This window comes from Nitrospirillum pindoramense (assembly GCF_007827955.1).
GTDB classification, from domain to species: domain Bacteria; phylum Pseudomonadota; class Alphaproteobacteria; order Azospirillales; family Azospirillaceae; genus Nitrospirillum; species Nitrospirillum amazonense_B.
The window spans coordinates 114,864-135,585 of sequence record NZ_VITR01000011.1; the positions used below are offsets into that span (position 1 = coordinate 114,864).

Annotated in this window: 12 protein-coding genes and 1 riboswitch; of the genes, 8 read left to right on the forward strand and 4 right to left on the reverse strand. The window is 66.4% G+C overall.

The window, feature by feature from the left end:
* Window positions 1–2 precede the first annotated feature (2 nt).
* Window positions 3–1,463 carry an aldehyde dehydrogenase family protein gene (locus FBZ90_RS18655; protein ID WP_145734490.1) on the forward strand — a complete coding sequence of 487 codons (1,461 nt, stop codon included), beginning with the start codon at window positions 3–5 and terminating at the stop codon, window positions 1,461–1,463.
* Window positions 1,464–1,508: 45 nt separating this feature from the next.
* The gene (locus FBZ90_RS18660) at window positions 1,509–2,618 is read left to right on the forward strand and encodes an NAD(P)-dependent alcohol dehydrogenase (RefSeq protein WP_145734491.1); all 1,110 of its coding nucleotides are present in this window, start codon (window positions 1,509–1,511) and stop codon (window positions 2,616–2,618) included.
* Between the two features lie 33 nt (window positions 2,619–2,651).
* Here FBZ90_RS18660 and FBZ90_RS18665 read toward each other — a convergent pair whose 3' ends face one another.
* Together FBZ90_RS18665 and FBZ90_RS18670 are read right to left on the reverse strand one after the other, a co-directional pair.
* A complete protein-coding gene (locus FBZ90_RS18665; RefSeq protein ID WP_186455908.1) occupies window positions 2,652–4,211 on the reverse strand; it encodes a tannase/feruloyl esterase family alpha/beta hydrolase in 1,560 nt (519 codons plus the stop codon).
* A gap of 299 nt (window positions 4,212–4,510) precedes the next feature.
* Window positions 4,511–5,563, reverse strand: coding sequence for an aromatic alcohol reductase (locus FBZ90_RS18670; RefSeq protein ID WP_246130490.1), 1,053 nt, complete (start codon window positions 5,561–5,563; stop codon window positions 4,511–4,513).
* Here FBZ90_RS18670 and FBZ90_RS18675 point away from each other — a divergent pair.
* The 4 genes from FBZ90_RS18675 to FBZ90_RS18690 all read left to right on the forward strand — a co-directional run bounded on the left by FBZ90_RS18675 (window position 5,547) and on the right by FBZ90_RS18690 (window position 9,288).
* Window positions 5,547–5,960, forward strand: coding sequence for a winged helix-turn-helix transcriptional regulator (locus FBZ90_RS18675; RefSeq protein WP_145734493.1), 414 nt, complete (start codon window positions 5,547–5,549; stop codon window positions 5,958–5,960). The genes FBZ90_RS18670 and FBZ90_RS18675 overlap by 17 nt on opposite strands.
* A 349-nt stretch (window positions 5,961–6,309) precedes the next feature.
* Window positions 6,310–7,617: a CitMHS family transporter gene (locus FBZ90_RS18680; protein ID WP_145734494.1), complete on the forward strand. Its 1,308-nt coding sequence runs from the start codon at window positions 6,310–6,312 to the stop codon at window positions 7,615–7,617.
* Between the two features lie 25 nt (window positions 7,618–7,642).
* Complete coding sequence (locus FBZ90_RS18685) at window positions 7,643–8,992, forward strand: acyclic terpene utilization AtuA family protein (protein WP_145734495.1); 1,350 nt, start codon at window positions 7,643–7,645, stop codon at window positions 8,990–8,992.
* A complete protein-coding gene (locus FBZ90_RS18690) occupies window positions 8,989–9,288 on the forward strand; it encodes an AtuA-related protein (protein WP_145734496.1) in 300 nt (99 codons plus the stop codon). The genes FBZ90_RS18685 and FBZ90_RS18690 overlap by 4 nt, the downstream gene beginning before the upstream one ends.
* Here the strand turns inward: FBZ90_RS18690 and FBZ90_RS18695 are convergent.
* Window positions 9,226–10,200, reverse strand: a complete 975-nt coding sequence (locus tag FBZ90_RS18695) for a LysR family transcriptional regulator (protein ID WP_145734497.1) — start codon at window positions 10,198–10,200, stop codon at window positions 9,226–9,228. The two genes, FBZ90_RS18690 and FBZ90_RS18695, sit on opposite strands and share 63 nt — an antisense overlap.
* Before the next feature lie 288 nt (window positions 10,201–10,488).
* Here FBZ90_RS18695 and FBZ90_RS18700 point away from each other — a divergent pair, with 288 nt between their 5' ends.
* A complete protein-coding gene (locus FBZ90_RS18700; protein WP_186455909.1) occupies window positions 10,489–13,215 on the forward strand; it encodes a TonB-dependent receptor plug domain-containing protein in 2,727 nt (908 codons plus the stop codon).
* Between the two features lie 67 nt (window positions 13,216–13,282).
* Here the strand turns inward: FBZ90_RS18700 and FBZ90_RS18705 are convergent, their stop codons facing one another.
* The gene (locus FBZ90_RS18705; RefSeq protein WP_145734499.1) at window positions 13,283–16,255 is read right to left on the reverse strand and encodes a TonB-dependent receptor domain-containing protein; all 2,973 of its coding nucleotides are present in this window, start codon (window positions 16,253–16,255) and stop codon (window positions 13,283–13,285) included.
* A 560-nt stretch (window positions 16,256–16,815) separates the two neighbouring features.
* Window positions 16,816–16,917, reverse strand: a riboswitch (glycine riboswitch).
* A gap of 506 nt (window positions 16,918–17,423) precedes the next feature.
* Here FBZ90_RS18705 and FBZ90_RS18710 point away from each other — a divergent pair.
* Window positions 17,424–20,711: a S41 family peptidase gene (locus FBZ90_RS18710; RefSeq protein ID WP_145734500.1), complete on the forward strand. Its 3,288-nt coding sequence runs from the start codon at window positions 17,424–17,426 to the stop codon at window positions 20,709–20,711.
* Window positions 20,712–20,722 lie beyond the last annotated feature (11 nt).

A 20,722-nucleotide genomic window follows, 5' to 3' on the forward strand; every position in this document is an offset into this window, starting at 1 on the left:
ACATGGATACGCAAATGATGGACGGGCCGTGGAGCGGCCGGCTGTACACCGGCGCCTGGACCCCGGCGCTGGCGGGCGGCGTCATCGACGTGGTGGAGCCGGCTACCGGCCGGCCGCTGATCGCCGTGGGCCGGGCCGAACCGGCGGATGTGCGCGCGGCGGCGCGGGCGGCGGCGGCGGCGCAGGCCGACTGGGCCGCCCGGGGCGGCGAGGCGCGCGCCCAGGTCCTGGAGGCCGCCGCCCGCGCCCTGGCGGACATGGCGGAGGTGGTGTCGCGCTGGCTGATGCGGGAAAGCGGGTCCTCCGCACCCAAGGCGGCGGTGGAGGGCCAGCACGCGGTGGGCTTCGTGCGCCATGCCGCCGCCATGGCGCTGGAACCCGGCGGGCGCATCCTGGCGTCCACGCCCGCGCGGACCAGCGTGGCGGAGCGGGTTCCCCTGGGTGTGGTGGGGGTGATCTCCCCCTTCAATTTCCCGCTGGTTCTATCCATCCGGGCGGTGGCGCCGGCGCTGGCCGCCGGCAATGCCGTGGTGCTGAAGCCCGACCCCCGCACGCCCGTCAGCGGTGGCTTCCTGATCGCGCAGGCCTTCGCCGCCGCCGGCCTGCCGCCCGGCCTGCTGCATGTCCTGCCCGGCGGGGCGGAGGTGGGGCAGGCGCTGTGCGCCGATCCTGACATCGCCATGATCACCTTCACCGGCTCCACCGGCGCCGGCCGCAAGGTGGGCGAGCTGGCGGGGCGCCACCTGAAGCGGGTGCAATTGGAACTGGGCGGCAAGAACCCGCTGCTGATCCTGGAAGACGCGGATGTGGAGCTGGCCGCCGCCAACGCCGCCTGGGGCGCCTGGCTGCACCAGGGCCAAATCTGCATGAGCACGGGCCGCATCCTGGTGCATGAGGGCTTGCACGACGCCCTGGTCGCCCGCCTGGCCGCCAAGGCCCAGGCGCTGCCGGTGGGGGACCCGCTGGACGGTGCCATCATCGGCCCCCTGATCGATCCCGGCCAGGTGGCGCGGGTGGATGCCATCGTGAAGGCCAGCGTGGCGGCGGGCGCCACGCTGGTGACCGGCGGCACCCACGACGGCCGCTGTTACGCCCCCACGGTGCTGGCCGGGGTGACACCGGGCATGCCGGCCTTCGATGAGGAAATCTTCGGCCCGGTGGCGGTGGTGACCGCTTTCGCGACGGAGGACCAAGCGGTGGACCTGGCCAACCGGGGCGATTACGGGCTGGCGGCCGGTGTCATCGGCGGGTCGGTGGACCGGGCCACGCGGGTCGGCGCCCGGCTGCGCGCCGGCCATGTCCACATCAATGACCAGACGGTGGTGGCCGAACCGCAGGCGCCGTTCGGCGGCATGGGCGCGTCCGGCAACGGCAGCCGCATCAGCGGCCCGGCGAATTGGGAGGAGTTCAGCACCTGGCGCTGGGTCACCACCCAGCCGCAGGCGCCGGCCTATCCCATGTGACCACCCGCCTTTCGCCCCTGTGAAACGTCAAGGATGCCTTTCCCCATGCAGATCACCGCCGCCGTGGCCCACGGCATCAAGGCCCCGCTGACCCTGGAAACCGTGGAGATCGAGGCCCCCCGCCCGGGGGAAGTGCTGGTGCGCGTGGTCGCCACCGGCGTCTGCCACACCGACATGGCCATGCGCGACCAGGAATTGCCGGTGCCGCCGCCGGCGGTCCTGGGGCATGAGGGGGCGGGTATCGTCGTCCGGGTGGGGGATGGGGTGACGGGCGTCGCCCCCGGCGACCGCGTGGTCATGAGCTTCAATTCCTGCGGCGCCTGCCCCTCCTGCAACGACCACCTGCCGGCCTATTGCCATGACTTCTTCGGCCGCAACTTCAGCGGCCGGCGTATCGATGGCAGCAGCGGCCTGCACTGGGCGGGGCAGGCACTGGGCGCCAATATTTTCGGCCAGTCGTCCTTCGCCACCCATGCCTTGTGCCATGAGCGCAACGTGGTCAAGGTTCCCTCCACCGTGCCCCTGGACATCCTGGGGCCGCTGGGCTGCGGCATCCTCACCGGGGCGGGGGCGGTCCTGAACGCCTTGAAGGTGCCCCACGGTCGCTCCCTGGCCGTCTTTGGCGCCGGGGCGGTGGGCCTCAGCGCCGTGATGGCGGCGCGGGTGGCGGGGGCTGCCCCCATCATCGCCGTCGATCTGGTGGACGCCCGGCTGGACCTGGCGTTGGAACTGGGCGCCAGCCATGTCTTCAACGCCGGCCGCGCCGCCGTGGTGGATGAGATCATGGCGCTGACCGGCGGGGTCGGCGTCGACTTCGCCCTCGACACCACAGCCCGCCTGCCGGTTGTCGGCGATGCCGTGCGCTGCCTGGCGCCGCGCGGTGTCTGCGGCCTGGTCGGCGCCATGCCCTTCGGCCAGCCCTTGCCGGTGGACGGCGGCCACCTTATGAGCGGCGGCCGCACCATTCGCGGCATCGTCGAGGGCGACGCGGATCCCCACCGCTTCATTCCGACGTTGGTGGGCCTGTATCTCGCCGGCCAGTTCCCCTTCGACCGGCTGATCACCTTCTATCCCTTGGCGGAGATCAACCAGGCCATCCGGGATTCCGAAACCGGCCGTACGGTGAAGCCGGTGCTGCGCATGCCCGCCGAGTGAGGCGGGATGGCCATCCCTTCACTGGGGCGTCCTTCACTGGGGCGCCCCGCAGGTGAAGTTGGCGGCCTCATCGCTGGACCCTTTGCCCGACCACCGGGCGACGCTGGGGTAGGGGCATAGCGGCCGGGTCCGCAGCACCGCGGAGGTGGGGTCGCGGTCGTCGGCGTGCTTGGCCGCCACCAGCCGCTCAGGCGCCTTGCCCTGCTCCACCCAGGCGCGCAACGCCGCCACCGCGTCGAAGCGGTTGGGGCCGGGGCCGCCGAAGCAATGGCCCATGCCCGGCGCCATGAACAGGCGGAAATAGCCGCCCAACCGCGCCCGCGCCTGCGCCGGGTCGGACGTGCCCGCCACGGCATGGTAATAGTGGATGGGATAGGTCTGGGCGTTCAGCTGGTCGGCCCAGCCCTGGCTCATGATCAGCTTGCCGCCCCGCGCCTGGAAGGCCGACAGGTCGGGGGAGACGGCGGTGATGGTGGCGCCGACCTTTTCATCCGTCAGCGTCACATCATGGTCGAAATCGAAGTCCTGCCATCGCCACGACAGGTTATCGTAGGCCATGTTCTGGAACAGGGGGATGACGTAGGCTTCCAGCAGCTTGCCCTGCTGCAGGTCCCAACCCCATTCGCTGCCCGGCACCAGGCCGGGATAAATGGCCTCGCCCGTGCGTGGGTTGCGGGGGCCGGCGTACAGCGCGCGCGCGGCCGTCACCTGCGGTGCCGTCAGGCAGGCGGCAGTGTCTGTGGCGCCGGCGGGGCATTGCAGGGTGGCCGGGTCGAAATGGCAGGCCGGCGGGTTCTCGATCACCCCGTCCTTGACACCGTCGGCGGCGTCGCAGGCGGTCAGCACCGCCTTGTGCAGCAGGGCCAGCGTCTCCGCTGGCAGGGTGCTGGCGGGATCCAGCAGCGTCGCCCGCGAACTCCACAGGAAGCTCATCATCAGGCGCGTGTAGTTCATGCCCGGCGCGCCGGCATGGATGCCGTCATAGTCGCCGGGGAAATACTCCGCCTCCGCCATGGCCTGGGCGCCGCCGGTGGAACAGCCCTCGAAATAGGCGTGGGCGGCCGGTGTGCCGTAGTGGGCGGCGACGATGGCCTTGGCGGCGACGGTCATGCGGTGGATGGAGTTGTGCCCCCAGTTGGCTAATTGCGTCGGGTCATGCATCCAACCCAGGCGGGTGCCCGGCTTGCCCTCCGCCGGGCCGTGGCCCGTATCGGTGCCGGCCACGGCATAGCCCGCGCGCAGGGCCGGGCCCATGGCGTAATAGCTGAAGTTGCCAGCGAAGCCGCCGTTGCCCACCCCCTGGAACCGGCCGTTCCATCCGGCCTGGGGCAGCCACACTTCCACCTTCACATCCGTTTCCGCCAGGGCCACCACCCGGCAGAAGGCGGGCAGGTCGGGGAAGGTGACGGTGCCGTCCGGCGCCTTGTAGCGACCGGCGGCAATGGCTTCCGCCGATAGGACGCGGGCCTCGGGCAGGGTGCGTCCGGCCAAGCTGGCGCAGTCTGTGGTTGGGGCCGCGGCCTTGGCCGCTGGTGCGGCCAGCGCCCACACCATCAGCGCGCCCGCCGCCGCCGTCCAATTCATCGCCCGCATCGCATCCTCCCGTCCCGTTCTGTTCGTTGTCTTTGGGAATGCCATGCGGGCGCCCTTGAAGGAATTAGATTAACTTTATGCGATTGATAGATTTTAATTATCACTGCTGTCCTGGCGGGCCCAGCGGCAACGGAACAGAAGGTCCGATTGGACCGGGAGGGCTGTAGGGAAACCCAAGTGGAATGATTTCCGCACAGGGAATCAATCCGATAGGGTTTCCCGGCCATGCTTCGGAGGTTTTGGGGGCAGGTCTGACCCATCCTCCCATTCTCGGTCATACCGTCCGACGGACGGACACGTTACGGGGTGAGGTTTGCGCCTATCCACGCCGTCACGTCGGTAACCGGGATGCCATTGCGCTGGTTGAACGTCCCGGCCTTGTCCCAAGCAACCCCGCGCCCTTGGGCGAAAGCGGCGCGATATTTCCGCATCATGTTCTGCGGGTCGCGTGCCAGCTCCGCCATCAGGAACGGTACGGTCCATTCCGACCGGCTGAAGGGACGATCAAGGGCGGCTTCCAGCTTGTCTGCGACGTCACCATAGGTAACGGTGTCGCCCGCCAGAAATACCACTTCGTTGCGGATGGTCGGTTCGAAGAACACAATCTCGGCGGTCAGCGCGCCGATGTCGTCGGGGGTGGTCAGCGTCACGGCGGTGTCGAGACTGCCGAGGGCGTGAACCGCGCTGTTTTTCAAATCGACAACGCCGAACTCCGGTTCGAACAGATAGCTCATGAACATGCCGGTCGAGATGATGACCCACTCGGTCTTGCTCTGGGCGCGCAACAGTTCGCGTACGTCGAGTTGTGCGTCGAAGATGTCCTGCGGGCTGCCACGACCGATCGCTTCGAAATCGACGCCGAACTGCCACGGGAAGTAGCGCGGTATACCGGACCGCAAGGCGGCTTTGGCCAGCTTCATGGGGGTGTCGATCCCGGCGGCATAGCCCGCGCATCCGATCACGGTGTCGTATTGCTGGAAAACCGACGCGAGCTCGTCGATGGAACTCTTCACCAGATCGCCCACAACGATGTTTATTCCAAGGTCACGGATCTCACTGATATCGCGCTTTTTGGTCGGCTCGTCGGATGCGACGGTGCTGGCGCGTAACAGCACGCTAATCGTGGCTTCGTCCACGTCCTTCGCGCGGCGCGCCAGGTTGCGCAGTACCGGCATACCGAGTTCGCCAGCACCCAGCACGAGGATGTTTCGTGACTTTACGGCGGAAACTGCATCGTTCATCGTTCTGACCCATTCAGGATTGATTGCCGCCCTGATCTGGTAATCGGCCGGCAAGCGCGAAAGAAGGCACACGCGTGATACTGGGGTCAGATCGTTGAACCGGGACGACATTCTCAGGTACGCCCAGACCGTCTGCGACGGCCTCAGGGAGGACGACGACGGGGTACGGCGTGAGGTGTTGGCTCATGCCGGCAATCGCTGGTCGCTCGGCGTCATTCATACGCTCGGCGTGTACGGCCAACTCCGCCACGCGGAAATCGGCCGGCGCATGCATGGTGTTACTCAGCGCATGCTGACGCGCACCCTTCGCCAGCTGGAGCGTGACGGACTGGTGATCCGCCACGACTTCGAGGAGGTGCCCCCTCGCGTCGAGTATCAGCTGTCTGACTCCGGCTTCGAGCTTCTTGTCCGGATGGTTCCGCTATGGACTTGGATCGTCGAGAACGCCGACGGCTTCCGGGCGGCACGGGAGATATTTGACAGAAACCACCTTGGCGAAGCGCCATAGCTGACGCGATGAGGCCGTCGGGTTTCCATTCACGAATGGAGTCGTCGGGGGCGATGGTCGCGATTGACACGCTGCTGTCATATGGGGGGCCGCCTGTGCGAAAGCCCCGAAGCCCAGCCTTCCGCACCCGCCGCACGACCCAATCGGACCTTCTGTCCCGCCGTACCAGGGCCATCACCACCAGCGGGGTGGCGCCCGAATTTATTAAATCTTTGTATCGCAAATATAGAACAAATCTATTTCCCTTATCGGGTCTTTCTCCCTAACCCTAGAACCGTAATGATCAGGCGCCGATCGACCCTGACGTCCGGGCGGAACCGGAGGCGGGGGCGGCAGAGGGGGAATGGGCATGCTCGCGGTACTGGGTTTCGGCACGGTCACCGTCCTGTTCCTGACCATCCTGGGCAACCGGCTGTCGCCGCTGGTGGCCCTGATCGCCGTGCCGGTCGTTGGCGCGCTGCTGGGCGGCTTCGGGCTGGGAACCAGCCGCTTCATCCTGGACGGGATCAAGGCCATCGCCCCCGTCGCCGGCATGTTCGTCTTCGCCATCCTCTATTTCGGGGTGGTCACCGATGCCGGCATGCTGGACCCCATCATCGGCCGCATTCTGCGCCTGGTGGGGCACCGGCCCTGGCGCATCACCGTGGGGGCCGCCTTTCTGGCCCTGCTGATCCATCTCGACGGGTCGGGGGCGGTGACCTTCCTGGTCACCATTCCCGCCCTATTGCCGCTGTTCGACCGGCTGGGCATGGACCGGCGCGTCCTGGCCTGCGTCACCTCGATGGCGGCGGGGGTCAATTTCCTGCCCTGGACGGGCCCCATGATCCGTGCCGCGGCGGCGTTGCATCTGCCCGTGTCCGACATCTTCCGGCCGTTGGTGCCGGTTCAGGTGGCGGGCCTGGCCTTCGTCTTCGCCACCGCCTGGTGGCTGGGCCGGCGGGAGGAACGGCGCCTGGCCCTGGCTGGAACGCTGCCGGGTGCTGCTGCCGTCCCGGTGGCCGACCGGCCGCTGACGGCGGAGGAGCGGGCGCTGCGTCGCCCCCGGCTGTTCTGGGTGAATCTGGTCCTGACCATCGCCGTCATGACGGTCATGGTGGGCGGCTGGGTCGATCCGGTGGTCATGTTCATGCTGGGCACGGTGGTGGCCTTGGTGCTGAACTATCCCGACGTGGCCGAACAGCGCCGCCGGGTGGACGCCCACGCCAAGGCGGCGCTGATGATGGCCGGCATCCTGCTGGCCGCTGGCGCCTTCACCGGCATCATGCAGGGCAGCGGCATGCTGAAGGCCATGGCGGCGGCTGCGGTGTCGGTGATGCCCCACGGCATGGCCGGGCACATCCCCGTCATCCTGGGCGTGCTGTCCATGCCGCTCAGCCTGCTGTTCGACCCGGACTCCTTTTACTTCGGCATCCTGCCGGTCATCGCCTCCGTCCATGCCGACCTGGGGGGACAGCCCGTGCACGTGGCGCAGGCGGCGGTGCTGGGCCAGATGACCACCGGCTTCCCCGTCAGCCCCCTGACGCCCGCCACCTTCCTGGTGATCGGGCTGACCGGCATCGGGCTGGGGGAACACCAGAAATTCAGCATCCCCTATCTGTTCGGCGCCACGCTGTTGATGACGGTGGTGGCCGTCGTCATCGGCGTGCTGCCCCTCTGAAGACTGTGACCAGGAGGCCCCCGCGTTGAAGCGCGTCAGACTAGGCACCGGTGCCGGCTATTCCGGCGACCGTATCGAGCCGGCGGTGGAATTGGCCGAGGCGGGGGACATCCGCTACCTGGTCTTCGAATGCCTGGCGGAACGGACCATCGCCCTGGCCCAGTTGGCCAAGCGGCGCGACCCGTCCGCCGGCTTCGATCCCTTGTTGGTCGACCGCATGGCCGCCGTCCTTCCCGCCTGCCGACGCAACGGCATCAGCATCATCACCAACATGGGGGCCGCCAATCCCCATGCCGCGGGCGCCGCTGTGGCCGCCGTGGCGCGGTTCCTGGGCCTGGGGCCGATGCGGATCGCCGTTGTCACGGGCGACGATGTGACCGGGGTGATCCGCGCTCGCCGCGATCTGGTGCTGGAGGAGACGGGCGCCCCCGTTTCCGGCCTGTCGGACAGTCTGGTGTCGGCCAACGCCTATCTGGGGGCCGATCCCATCGTGCGGGCGCTGAAGGCGGGGGCGGACGTGGTCATCACCGGCCGGGTGGCCGACCCGTCCTTGTTCCTGGCGCCGCTGATCCACGAATTCGGCTGGGCGGCGGATGACTGGTCCCTGATTGGCAAGGGCACCCTGGTGGGGCATCTGATGGAATGCGCGGGCCAGGTCAGCGGCGGCTATTTCGCCGATCCGGGCTACAAGGACGTGCCCAACCTGGCGCGCCTGGGCTTCCCCATCGCCGAGGTGGGGGCCGACGGCGCCGCGACCATCACCAAGGTCGCCGGCAGCGGTGGCCTGATCAGCGCCGCCACCTGCCGGGAGCAGCTGCTGTATGAGGTGCATGATCCCGCGCGGTATCTGACCCCCGACGTCACGGCCGATTTCAGCGGCGTTACCATCACCGAACTGGGGCACGACCGGGTGCGGGTGGCGGGGGCCCAGGGAGACGCCTGGCCCGATAGCCTCAAGGTTTCGCTGGGGTACAGCGACGGTTACATCGGCGAGGGCCAGATCTCCTACGCCGGGCCAGGGGCCCTGGCGCGGGCGCGCTTGGCCCGTGACATCGTGGCGGAGCGCCTGCGCATCATTGGCCTGCCCCTACGCGAGGTGCGGCTGGACCTTATCGGCGTGGACGCCATCCATGGGCCCGAGCTGTCGGCGACGGCCCCCGAGCCCTACGAGGTCCGCCTGCGTGTCGCCGGCCGCACCCACACCCTGAAGGAGGCGGAGCGCATCGGTAATGAGGTGGAAGGCCTTTACACCAACGGCCCGGCCGGCGGCGGCGGCGCCACCAAGACCGCGAAGGAAGTTATCGCCGTGCAGTCCACGCTGATCCCCCGCGACCTGGTCACCCCCCAGGTCCACCTGATGGAGGTTACGCCATGAAGCTGCGCGATCTGGCCCATTCCCGCACGGGGGACAAGGGCAATACCTCCAACATCTCCGTCATCGCCTACCGTGCCGAAGACTACGCCCTGCTGGAGGCGACGGTGACGGTTGAGCGGGTGCGCCAGCACCTGGGCGCCCTGGTGCAGGGGGAGGTGGTGCGCTATGCCCTGCCCGGTCTGGGGGCGCTGAATTTCGTCCTGACCCGCGCGCTGGGCGGCGGCGTCACGCGGTCACTGGCCCTGGACGCCCACGGCAAGTGCCTCAGTTCCGCCATCCTGGACCTCGACATCTAGGCAAGGCCCCGGCGTCGCGGCGCAGGAGTTGGCCGCCGCCAGCAGCACCTTGGTGAATTCCTCCACCGCCGGCAGCAGGGAACTGCCCCGGCGCTTGATGATGACGATGCGGCGGACGAAGCCGGCATCGTCGATGGGGCGCGTGGCTATGTCGGCGAAGCCCCGAAGTTCGGTGGCGGAGGCCGGTAGGATGGCCAGGCCCAGGCCGGCGCGCACCATGCTGACCGCCGTGGACATGTACGTCGCCTCGCACGCCGGGGTGGCGATGGATCCGGCGCCGGCGAAGGCCTCATCCACCAGGCGGCGGACGCTGGTGTCCTTGTCCATCAGCACCAGCGGGAATTGGGAAATGACGGGCACGGAGGCCAGGGGCAACTCACCCGCCGCGTGGCCCCGGGGATAGACCAGTACCAGACGATCCTCGCAGACATCGATGGTGTCCAGGTCCGGCTCATCCACCCCGCCGACGCCGATGCCGAAGTCCACCTCCTCATTGCGCACCATGGCCAGCACCCGCTTGCCCACCGCGTCCTTCAGCACGAAGGAGACGCGGGGATTGCGGGCGCGGAAGCCCGCGATCAGGGCGGGCAGGGGGCCGGCGGCGAAGCTGGGCAGGACGGCGACCCGAATGGTGCCGCGTGGCTCTTCCGAGAATTCCCGGATGTCGGCCATGGCGCTGTCGAAATCCTTCATCAGGCGCTGGAACACGGGCAGCAGTTCCTGGCCCACGCGCGTCAGCTGCACCGACCGGGTGTTGCGGTCGAACAGGCGCAGGCCGATCTGGTCCTCCAGCTGGCGGATGCGGATGGTCAGGGCGGGCTGGGAAATGTTCAGCGCGGCCGCGGCCCGGGTGAAGCCGCCCAGCCCGACCACCGCCAGAAAGGCGCGGATCTGCCGAAGATTGACATCCATATAAATTCCTTATCACGCCAGGGTCATTCATCACAATCGCCGCCGCCATGGGCGCCTGACCGGCAACAGCGATTATGCGACGGCTATTTATAAATCTTGCATATTAATGCATGCAAAAAACAAATTTTACAAATCTAACGCCGGCCACAATACTCCCCATGAATAGAGAAGGCGCTGCCGGCGCAGGCTGGCATAAAACGCCGATCGGGGAGGGCGATAATGAAATCCAGAAGTGTATCCACGTGCAAATTGACAACCCACCTGCGCGCCACCGTTTCGGTGGCGGCGATGGTTTATTTATGCGCGGGGATTTCAACCGCGACGGCGCAGCAAAAGGATGCTGATCAGGCGGATGACGGTATTGCGGAAATCGTCATCACCGGTACCTATCTCAAGGTGAAAAGCCAGGCGGACATCCCCGATCCCACCCAGACCCTGGACCGTGACGCCATCAACCGCTCGGGTGTCAGCAACCTCAGCCAGCTGACCAACCTGACCCCCGCCAACATCGGCAGCATGGGGGGCGCGCAGGATTTGTCCAAGGGCGGACCGGAAAACCACGGCTCCCGCTCCGCCAATTTGCGCGGCCTGGGGCCGTCCTCCACCCTGGTGCTGCTGAATGGCCACCGCACCGCGGCCACGGACACCGACGGCAACCTCAATCCCTACGTCAACCTGAACACCCTGGTGCCGCTGATCGAGATCCAGCGGGTGGAAACGGTGCTGGACGGGGCGTCGGCCCTATATGGCTCCGACGCCATCGCCGGCGTCATGAACTTCATCACCGATGACAAGTTCAACGGCGTGGCCGCGGGGGGGCAGTACACCTTCATCGACGGGGCGCCGAAATATCTGGCGGAAGGGATGTATGGCGGCGGCAATGACCGCTTCCATGTCGTCGGCTCGTTCAGCTACGAACACCAGAAGAACCTGCAGAACTCCCAACGCCGGGTGACGAACTTCTACAGCCCGTCGGGCACGTCGCAGCCGGGCAATTTCATCCTGTCGTCGGCGCCGCACACCGCCAACGGCGGCGACGTCATCATCGACAATGGCGTCAACGGCGCCATCAACTATACCCAGCTGTACAACAGCACCGTGGCCGCCCGGCTGGCGGGCGGGGCCAGCCCCTCGGCGGCGGCGACCAAGAACGTGCAGGTGGCGGACCCCAGCTGCGACGTGCCGGGCACCGGCGGCGTGTTCGTGGGCAGCCGCTTCCCCCTGGGCGCCTGCCAGTTCAGCTACCAGGCCATGAACCCCATCCAGCCGGCCTACAAGCAGGTGCTGTCGCACGTGCGCGGCACCTACGACCTGACGGACACCCAGCAGCTGTTTTTTGAAGGCCGGTATTACGTCCAGGATTCCGACCGCTACGGCGTGGCCAGCACGCCGATCACCCGGGGCAACATCATCGTGCCCGCCAACAACCCCGGCAATCCCTTCGGCGTCCCCGTCACGTTTCTGGGACGCGTCATGGGCGTGAACGGCCCTTACGACGATGACAAGACCAACCTGACCGGCACCCATCTGGTAATGGGCGCCAAGGGCAAGCTGTGGGGCGATTGGGAATACTCGCTGGACGGCGTCTATTCCCGTGAGCAGCAGGTCTACGACGTCAAGGAAACCGACCTGGTGTCGCTGCAATACGCCGTCAACGGCTATGGTGGTGCCGGCTGTCCGGTGTCCTTCAACGGTACCGCCAGCTTTGCCCCCGGCACCAACGGCTGTTCCTACTTCAGCCCCTTCGGCAAGGACCAGAAGGTCAACAGCCAGGCGGTCATCGACCAGTTCTTCACCTACACCACCTCGCGCACCGTCTCCGAATACATGATCGCGGAGGGGGTGGTGACGGGGAAGCTGTTCGAGCTGCCGGGCGGCACCAGCGCGCTAGCCGTGGGCGGGCAGTTCCGCAACGAATACCGGTCCATCCTCTATGACGCCTTCCGCATCAGCGGCCGCACCGCCTACCTGCCGCCAGGGGTGTCGGGGTCAGGCACCCGCCAGATCGGCAGCGGCTTCGCCGAGCTGGGCCTGCCCATCCTGAAGGACCTCTATGTCGACACCGCCATCCGGTATGAGGATTATGGCCCCTTCGACAGCGTCGATCCCAAGATCGGTGTCAACTGGCACGCCACGCCGGAACTGACCCTGCGCGCCGCCGCCAGCACCGCCTTCCGCGCGCCGGCCCTGGCGCAGTCGGTGGGCAGTGCGGCGACCAGTGGCACCTCCAACCTGTATGATCCGCTGGTGGCCGGGGACAAGGGGACGTTCCGCAACGTCAACACCGTGCCCAACAACAAGCTGCAGCCGGAAACCTCCACCAACTACGACCTGGGCATCACCTGGAATCCCATCCGCCATGCCGAGGTCTCGGTCGATTACTGGAATTATGACTTCAAGAAGAAGATCGCCCTGCAGAACGCGCAGGCCGTGATCAACGCCGATCCCACGGGGCCGGCCGTCATCCGTGACGCCAGCGGCACCTTGGTGGGCGTCAATGTCGGCTACTTCAACGCCGGGGCCGTGACCACGGACGGCATCGACGTCTCCGCCGCCTATACCTGGGACCTGGATGACCACCAGCTGACCCTGCGCAGCACGCTGGCCTACATCCACAGCTATGAGATCCAGAACAGTCCTGGCGGTCCCGTGTACGAGGTGGTGGGGCATCGCAACGCCAACAGCTTCGCCCCGGTCACGCCGCGCTGGCGCGACAACACCTATCTGACCTGGGAACACGGACCCCATACCGCCACGGTGACCATGCGCTACACCTCCGGCGTGGTCGACGATTACGGCGTGAACCTGGGCGCCGCCAGTTCCGCCACGGTGGGGTCCTGGGTGGTGTGGGACGCACAATACGCCTTCCAGGCGACCGACGCCGTGCGGGTCAGCGTGGGCGCGGTCAACCTGCTGGACCGCGATCCGCCCTGGGCCAAGTTCACCGGCTATCTGCCCAGCCTGGAGGATGCGCTGGGCCGGCAGGTGTATATCCGGCTGGACACCAAGTTCTGACGTCCGAACGGTGTGTCGGGAAAGGCTGGCGGCCACCTGTCGGGGCCGCCAGCCTTTGGTCCGTCGGTCAGAACGTCTTGCTGACGCGGGCGAAGACGGACCGGCCAGTCAAGTTGTAAAGGGTGCTTGGCACGGAACCGGTGCGGTAGGTGTAGCTGTCAGAGCCCTCGACCGGGGGCTTCTTGTCCCACAGGTTGCTCACGCCCAGTTGCAGCCGCATGCTGTCGTCCATCTGCCAGCGGACGGACATGTAGTGCGTGATGTACGAGGACACCCGCAGCAGTTCACGCACCTGGGCGCAGTTGTTGCGGTTGCCGTAGGTGGTCAGGCCGGCGTACGCGCCGCAATAGGTCATCAGGTCCCCATTGCTGTACAGGCGGGCGTCGTTGGTCGGACCTATGTAGTTGATGCCGTAGAACAGCTGCCAGGCGCCGTGCTGGATGCTGCCCTCGACCCAGCCATTGGTCATGGGGTTGCCGCTGAGACCGTTGATGTCCAGGCTGGACGTCTCATCCCGATGCAAGGTGTGCTGGACCGTCCAGGTCCAGGCACCCGTCACGCCCAGCCGGCCGAAGGGGACCTCGACGCTGTAATCGACCGACACGTCGACACCCCGGTTGCGTTCGCGGGAGAGATTGACCAGCCGGTTGTCCACGGCCGTGATGATATGGGTGGTCGGGTCGCGGGTGACCTTGCTGCAGAAGACGTTCCCCGACTGTGCCGGGCTGTTGTAGCACTGGTTGATGATGGCATCGACGCCGTACGCGGCGACCTCGTTCTTGACGTTGATGTCATAGTAATCCGCCGCGATCTGCAGGTCGGCGAAGCGGGGCCGGAATGCCGCGCCGATCGTGTAGTTGCGCGATGTCTCGGCCTTCAGGTCGCCCTTGCCGCCGCCTTGGGTGGCCAGGATGCTGCCGGTGCTGGTCTGGAAATCCGACGGGATGCCCAGGGCGGAGCAGTTCTTCGTGAGCGACGGATTGCCCGTATCCCCGTAGCGGACGCAGGGGTCGGAATAGGGGAAGAAGCTGGTCTGGTTGGCCAGGTAGAGTTCGTACAGCGTCGGCGCGCGGAACGAGGTGCCCATGGAACCGCGGAAGGTGACCTCGGGAATGACCTGCCAGCTCAGGCCGACCTTGTAGGTCGTGTCCGATCCGTAACTCCTATAGTCGGTGTAGCGCCCGGACAGGTTCAGGTTCAGCTTGTTGACCATCGGCAGGTCGGCCAGGATCGGCACGCCCATTTCCGCGAAAAGTTCGCGCACCGTGTCCGACCCCTCGGTCACGCCGGCGGTGGTTTGGGCGAAATAATTGTTGGCGCGGGCGTTGGCGCCCGGCACATCGTCCAGCCGCTGATAGCGCAGGGCGAAGCCGGTCGCCAAGTCGACCGTGCCGGCCGGCAGCTTGAACAGCGAGGCCGACACTGACCCGTCCAGGCTGGCCTGATCATAGGTGGTGTGGCCTTTTTCGCTGCCTTGCAGGAAGGCGCGCTCCTGCGGTGTCCAGTTCTGGTCGACCAGGAAGCGAGGATCCAGCCAGGGGATGGAAACGCACGAGACAGGCCCCGAGATGGTGATCAGCGAGGGATCGCAGGCCGTGCCGGGGCCGGTGGTGGCCTGCAGCCGGTCATTGTAAAAGAAGGTCTGGCTGTAGGTGCCGTCCGATCGCCCATACTGCGTGCTCACGTCCCAGCTGACGTCCTTCAGGAACAGCACGGATGGCAGGGTGCCGCGCAAGCCCGCGGTCGCCTGGCCGTAGTTGACCGTCTGTGTGGACTTGTACGGCATGTTCATCTGGACCTGGACCGCGCCGGAGGAGTTGCCCCCGCTGGCGTTGATCAGGCCGTTGGCCACCGTGTTGTTGGGATTGGTGGGGTCCAGGATGGGATAGAGGAACATCCAGGAGTTCGATTCAGACTCCCGTCGGTTCAGCAGCAGGTTGCCGTACGCCTCGATGCCATTGTCGAACTTGTAGGCGCCGGACACATAGACGGAGGAACGGCGCAGGGGCGAAATGGAGTCCGCGTTCTGGTAGGCCTCGGAATTGGAGGTGCCGTACGGGTAGGTGTCCGGATAGCCCCCACGCGCCACGCGCACCCAGTCCGGCAACGACTGCCTCAGGTTAAGGGCCGCGGCGGGATATTTGGCCTTGGACAAGGTCGGATCGTATTGGAACCAGCCGCCATAAAAGGTTTCGTCGAAGAACACGCCGGTGGGATTCAGGTTCCGGCATTTGATGGCGCCGTTCTGGTCCTGCAAATCCATGCGCGCGCCCGTGGTCGGATTATAGACATAGTCTTGCGCGCAGGCCGTTTCCGGACGCTGCCGGACCTTCAGGGACTGCTGGTCGTTGAATTCCGCGCCGATGTTGATGTAGCCGCCGCCGAATTCCTTGCCCCAGAACAGGGAACCCTGGCGATAGTTGCCGCCGCCCTTGGTGTTGACGGTGCTGTAGGCGTTGACTTCCAGGCCATCGGAGGCGCGGCGGGTGATGATGTTCACCACGCCAGCGACGGCATCCGATCCGTAAATGGATGACGCGCCGTCCGTCAGCACCTCGATATGGTCGATGATGGACGCGGGCACCACGTTCAAATCCACCGGCCCCACCTGGCTGCCCACGCCGGCCGGTGTCAGGCGCCGGCCATCCATCAGCGTCAGGGTCCGCGTCGCGCCCAGGTCGCGCAGGCCGATGGTGTTGGCGTTGGTGCCACCGACCGATACGGCACCGGCGGCGCCCGTGGCCGACAGGTGGTTGTTGACTTGCTGCGACCCCGTCGCCGTTGAGCGGCTCAGCAGGCCGGCGGTGTCGACCAGCCCCGCATTCAAGCCATCTTCCGGCCGGACGACCTGGATGGGGCGGTCGCCGTTGTACGGGGTCTTGAGCCGCGTGCCGGTGACCATGATGGGCTCAAGGTCGGTGCTGTCAGACTGCGCCGTCTTGTCGGTGTCCTGACTGGACGATGTCTGCGCCAGCGCCGGCCCCAGGACCAGGCCGCCCAAGGTGAAGGCCGCCGAGGCCAACAAATGTCGCTTTTTCATTCTTCGTCCCCAACGAATTTGGCTTCCCTGTTCGTTTTGCTTGTGACGCCCTCCCCGGGCCCGGTGATCAGGCAACAAATGCCCATCCGCGCCCCTGTCCAGGCACGGTGTCGATCGCCGATTATTTCTTTATTTTGCTTTTTTAAAGTTAGTAATGACTAACGAGATGATCAAAACTTAAAAGTCCTCCAGCAACCGGGGGCGTTTCAGCCACCGGCTTTTGAAGTGTGCAGGGAAACGCGGCAGGGCACCGACTGGTGCCTGCCTGAGCTTAGCCATTGATCGTGTTGTATTTTCTCGGGTTGGTTGGTAGGCGGACTCCACGATAGGCGTGACACGGCATTGCCCGGGACGTGAGCCTGGGCATGCGAAGGGGCAACGGTTATCGGGGCTGTGATGCACCCGTTCACAGAGCAGGACCTAATGCGTTTGATTTTTTACGCGCCTAATATTCGGCGGGATGTTCCCCGCCCACTCCGGCGCCCCATCTGTCTTTTTGCCTGAGAGATTTACTCCGTCGGCGGATCGGCTGAAAACCAGCGATCTCTTTCCAGATTTTGAGTGTTTGTACGGTCCTTTTGCCTGAGAGTTTCCGGGGCGGTTGCTCCTTCGGCGTCGACTAGGGGCAAAGCCCGCCAGCCGATCTCTCCCGTACAAGACGGTCCGGATGTTCGGGCACAAAAAAGGAAATGTCAATTGCATTCGTGCAGAAATTATTTTCGTGCGCCCCTGCGATGATTCCGGTCCTTTTCCACCGTTTCCCTCCCCTCATGTCGTTGCCGTGCGTCCCGATAAATCCCATCCCGGGACTGGGAAAAGGTGCTTGACACCCGGTGGCGACTCAGGCGTTCAATTGAGGGCTGATGCGGGAGAGACCGGTGATCGGGGCTATCCGTAAACCGGCGCCGAAGGGGTAGCGATCTCAGGCAAACCGACAGATGGGGCGCAACGGCCATCCGCCGCGGGCGCGCGACCATGCCTGAATTCACCATTCCGGACTGAGGTTTCCCGGGCACGAGGTTCGGTGCCGTCCGTCCATCAACGGTCGGGGGCGTTGTCTCGGCCGGCCCGGATGGCGGCGGGGCGAGCCGAGTGCGCGGGCGTCCTGTCGAACAACGACAAACAATGAAGCACGGAGGCAGTTTTGGGGATTTCCATTGGGGGGCTGGTGCGTCCCATCGTTGCGGCCTGCATCGTCCTGCTGGCCCCTGTCGGCGCTCAAGCGGCCGACCGGGCGCTGATGCGGTTTCCGGACATTCATGGCGATGAGGTGGTCTTTTCTTACGCGGGCGACCTGTGGCTGGCCACGACCGATGGCGGGACGCCGCGCCAGCTGACCAGCGGGCCCGGCCTGAAGCTGTTCCCGAAATTCTCCCCCGATGGACAGTGGATCGCCTTCACCGGCCAATATGGCGGTGACGAGCAGGTCTATGTAATGCCCGCCAAGGGCGGTGTCGCGCGCCAGTTGACCTTTTATCCCGCCCGGGGGCCGTTGCCGGCCCGGTCCGGCTACGACAACCAGGTGACGGGATGGCGGCCGGATGGTTCCGCCATCCTGTTCCGGTCGCTTCGCGATGTGCCCACGGTGACGGAGGCGCGGCTCTACACCGTCCCCGCCGCCGGTGGGGAGGTGGTGCCGCTGCCCATGGCGCGCGCGGGCGCGGGCGTGTTTTCCCCCGATGGGGGCAAGGTGCTATTTTCCACCACCTCGCGCGATTTCCGCGCCTGGAAGCGGTACCAGGGCGGGTGGGCGCAGGACCTGTTCATCGCCGATCTGTCGTCCAGGTCCCTGACGAACATCACCCATAATGTCCGCACCGACCGGGACCCGATGTGGACCCGCCGGGGCATCTTCTTCCTGTCGGACCGCGACGGCCATCTGAACCTGTACCAGACCGACGTCAACGGCGGGACCGTCCGCAAACTGACGAACTTCACGGCGGGGGATGCGGAATGGGCCAGCGCGGACGCGGAGGGCAACATCGTCTTCCAGTATGAAGGCACGCTTCATGTTTACCGGGCGTCGGCGAATGCCGAGCAGACCCTGGCCCTGGACATCCCCGCCGGGGATGGGGCGGGCAGGCCGCGCACCGTCAGGGTTGGCGGGCAGGTGGAGGACAGTGCCCTGTCACCGGACGGGCGCCGGGTCGCGGTTGTCGCCCGGGGTGACATCTTCCTTCTTCCCGCCGACGGCCCCGGCCCCGCCCTGAACCTGACCCATAGTTCCAATGCGCATGAGCGCGCCGTTGCCTGGGCGCCCAACGGACGCAGCCTCGCCTTCGTGTCCGATCGCGGCGGCGACGAGGAGCTATGGGTCATGGCCAGCGACGGCAGCGGCGTGAGGGCCGTCACCCGCGATAGCCACACCCGCTATTACCGCCCCGTCTGGTCGCCCGATGGGCGCCGCGTCGCCGTGCTGGACAAGGATGGCGGCCTGTTTGCGGTCGACCTCGCCACCGGCACCCGCCGCCCGGTGGGCGCCACCCGGGCCTGGTTCCAAAGGGATTATGAATGGTCGCCCGACGGGCGCTACCTGACCTATGCGGAGATGCAGGCCAGCAACCTGCGCGCCATCCACATTTGGGATGCGGAGACCGGCCGGAACGAGCTTGTGACCGACACCCTATACGATTCCTTTAACCCCGCCTGGTCGCCCGATGGGCGTTACCTTTGGTTCCTGTCCGTGCGCGATCCGAACCTTCAGGTCGCCGAGGGGGAATGGAACTACGCTGGCAACCGCCAGACGCGCCTCTACGCGCTGGCCTTGCGGCCGGACGTCCCCAACCCCTTCATGCCGCCCAACCTCAACGAGGATACGAAGGAGGGACAGCGGTCCTTCACCGATGGCGCCGCGGCCAAGGCGTCCGGGAACGACAAGGGGGGCAAGAAGCGCGCCGCCGTGGATTACGACGGTTTGGCGCAGCGCCTGATCCAGGCCCCGGCCGGTCCGGACAATTACGTCGATCTTGTCGCCGCCGCCGACAGGCTGGTCTTCCGGCTGCACGACGCCTGGACCTTCGGCGAGGAAGAGGGCCACGCGTCCCTGTTCAGCCTGCCGTTCAAGGGTGGGAAGCCGGTGCGGGTGGTCGACGCGCCCCAGGGGTACGAAGTGGACGCCGCCCGGACCACCGCCTTGATCCAGGGGGACCACGGGCAATTGATGGTCGCCCATCTGGACGCCGGCGGCGGCTTGGCCGGCGGTCCCAAGCCGGTTGAGCTGGATCGTCTGGTCACCACCGTAAACCCGCGGGAGGAATGGGCCGAGATCTTCGATGAGGTCTGGCGGCGCTATCGTGACTTCTTCTACGACCCGGGCATGCAGGGGCACGATTGGAAGGCCATCGGCGCGCATTACCGCGCCCTGCTGCCGGCGGTCAGCAATCGGGCGGACCTCAATTACCTGATCGGTGAAATGATCGCGGAACTGAACATCAGCCACGCCTATGTGGCGGGTGGGGATGAGGGGCTGCCGCCCCGTCCCTGGACCGGGCTGCTGGGCGCGCGGTTCACCTTCGACCCGGCGGTGGGCCTCTGGCGTGTGGCCAAGGTGTTCGAGGGTGACAACGCCGATCCGCAATACCGCTCCCCCTTCACCGAGGTGGGCAGCCGTGTCGGGGTGGGCGACTACATCCTGGCCATTGATGGGCGACCGCTGGACGCCGCGTTCGGTCCCGACCAGGCGCTGGTCGGCAAGGCGGACCAGATGGTGGAGGTGGCGGTGGGCCGGTCCCGCACCATCGAACGCCGCGTGCTGGTCAAGACCCTGCACAGTGAGACCGCCCTGATCCGCCAGGAACGCAAGCTGGACGCCCTACGCTTGGTCGACCGCCTGTCGGGCGGCCGGATCGGCTATGTCCACATTTCCGACATGGGGCCCGCCGGCCTCGCCGAGTTCGTGAAGGACTGGTACGGCCAGTTGCGCAAGGACGGCATCGTCATCGACATCCGTGGCAATGGCGGCGGCAACGTCTCGCGCATGATCCTGGAGCGCTTGCTGCGTCCCGCCTACAGCCGGGGGTTCGTGCGGGGGCTCCAGATCCCCCAGACCTATCCCTGGGGCAACTTCACCCAGGTCTTCACGGGTGAGATGGCCATGCTGGTGAATGAGAACACCATGTCGGACGGCGACACCATGGCCTGGACCTTCCAGCAGACGCACCGGGGCCCCTTGATCGGCAAACGCACCTGGGGCGGTGTCATCGGCGGCGGCGATACCGGGCCGCTGCTGGACGGCGGAAGCGTGACCGTTCCCCAGTTCGCCCTGGCCGGTCCCCACGGCGAATGGATCGTCGAAGGGCAGGGCGTGACGCCGGACATCGAGGTGGACTTCGACCAAGCCGCCTTGAAGGGCGCTCCCGACGCGCAGTTGACCGCGGCGGTGCAGAACCTGCTGGACCGGATCAAGGGCAATCCCGGTTCTCTCGGGGGACCACAGCCCTATCCCATCCGGCCCTGAACCGGAGAACG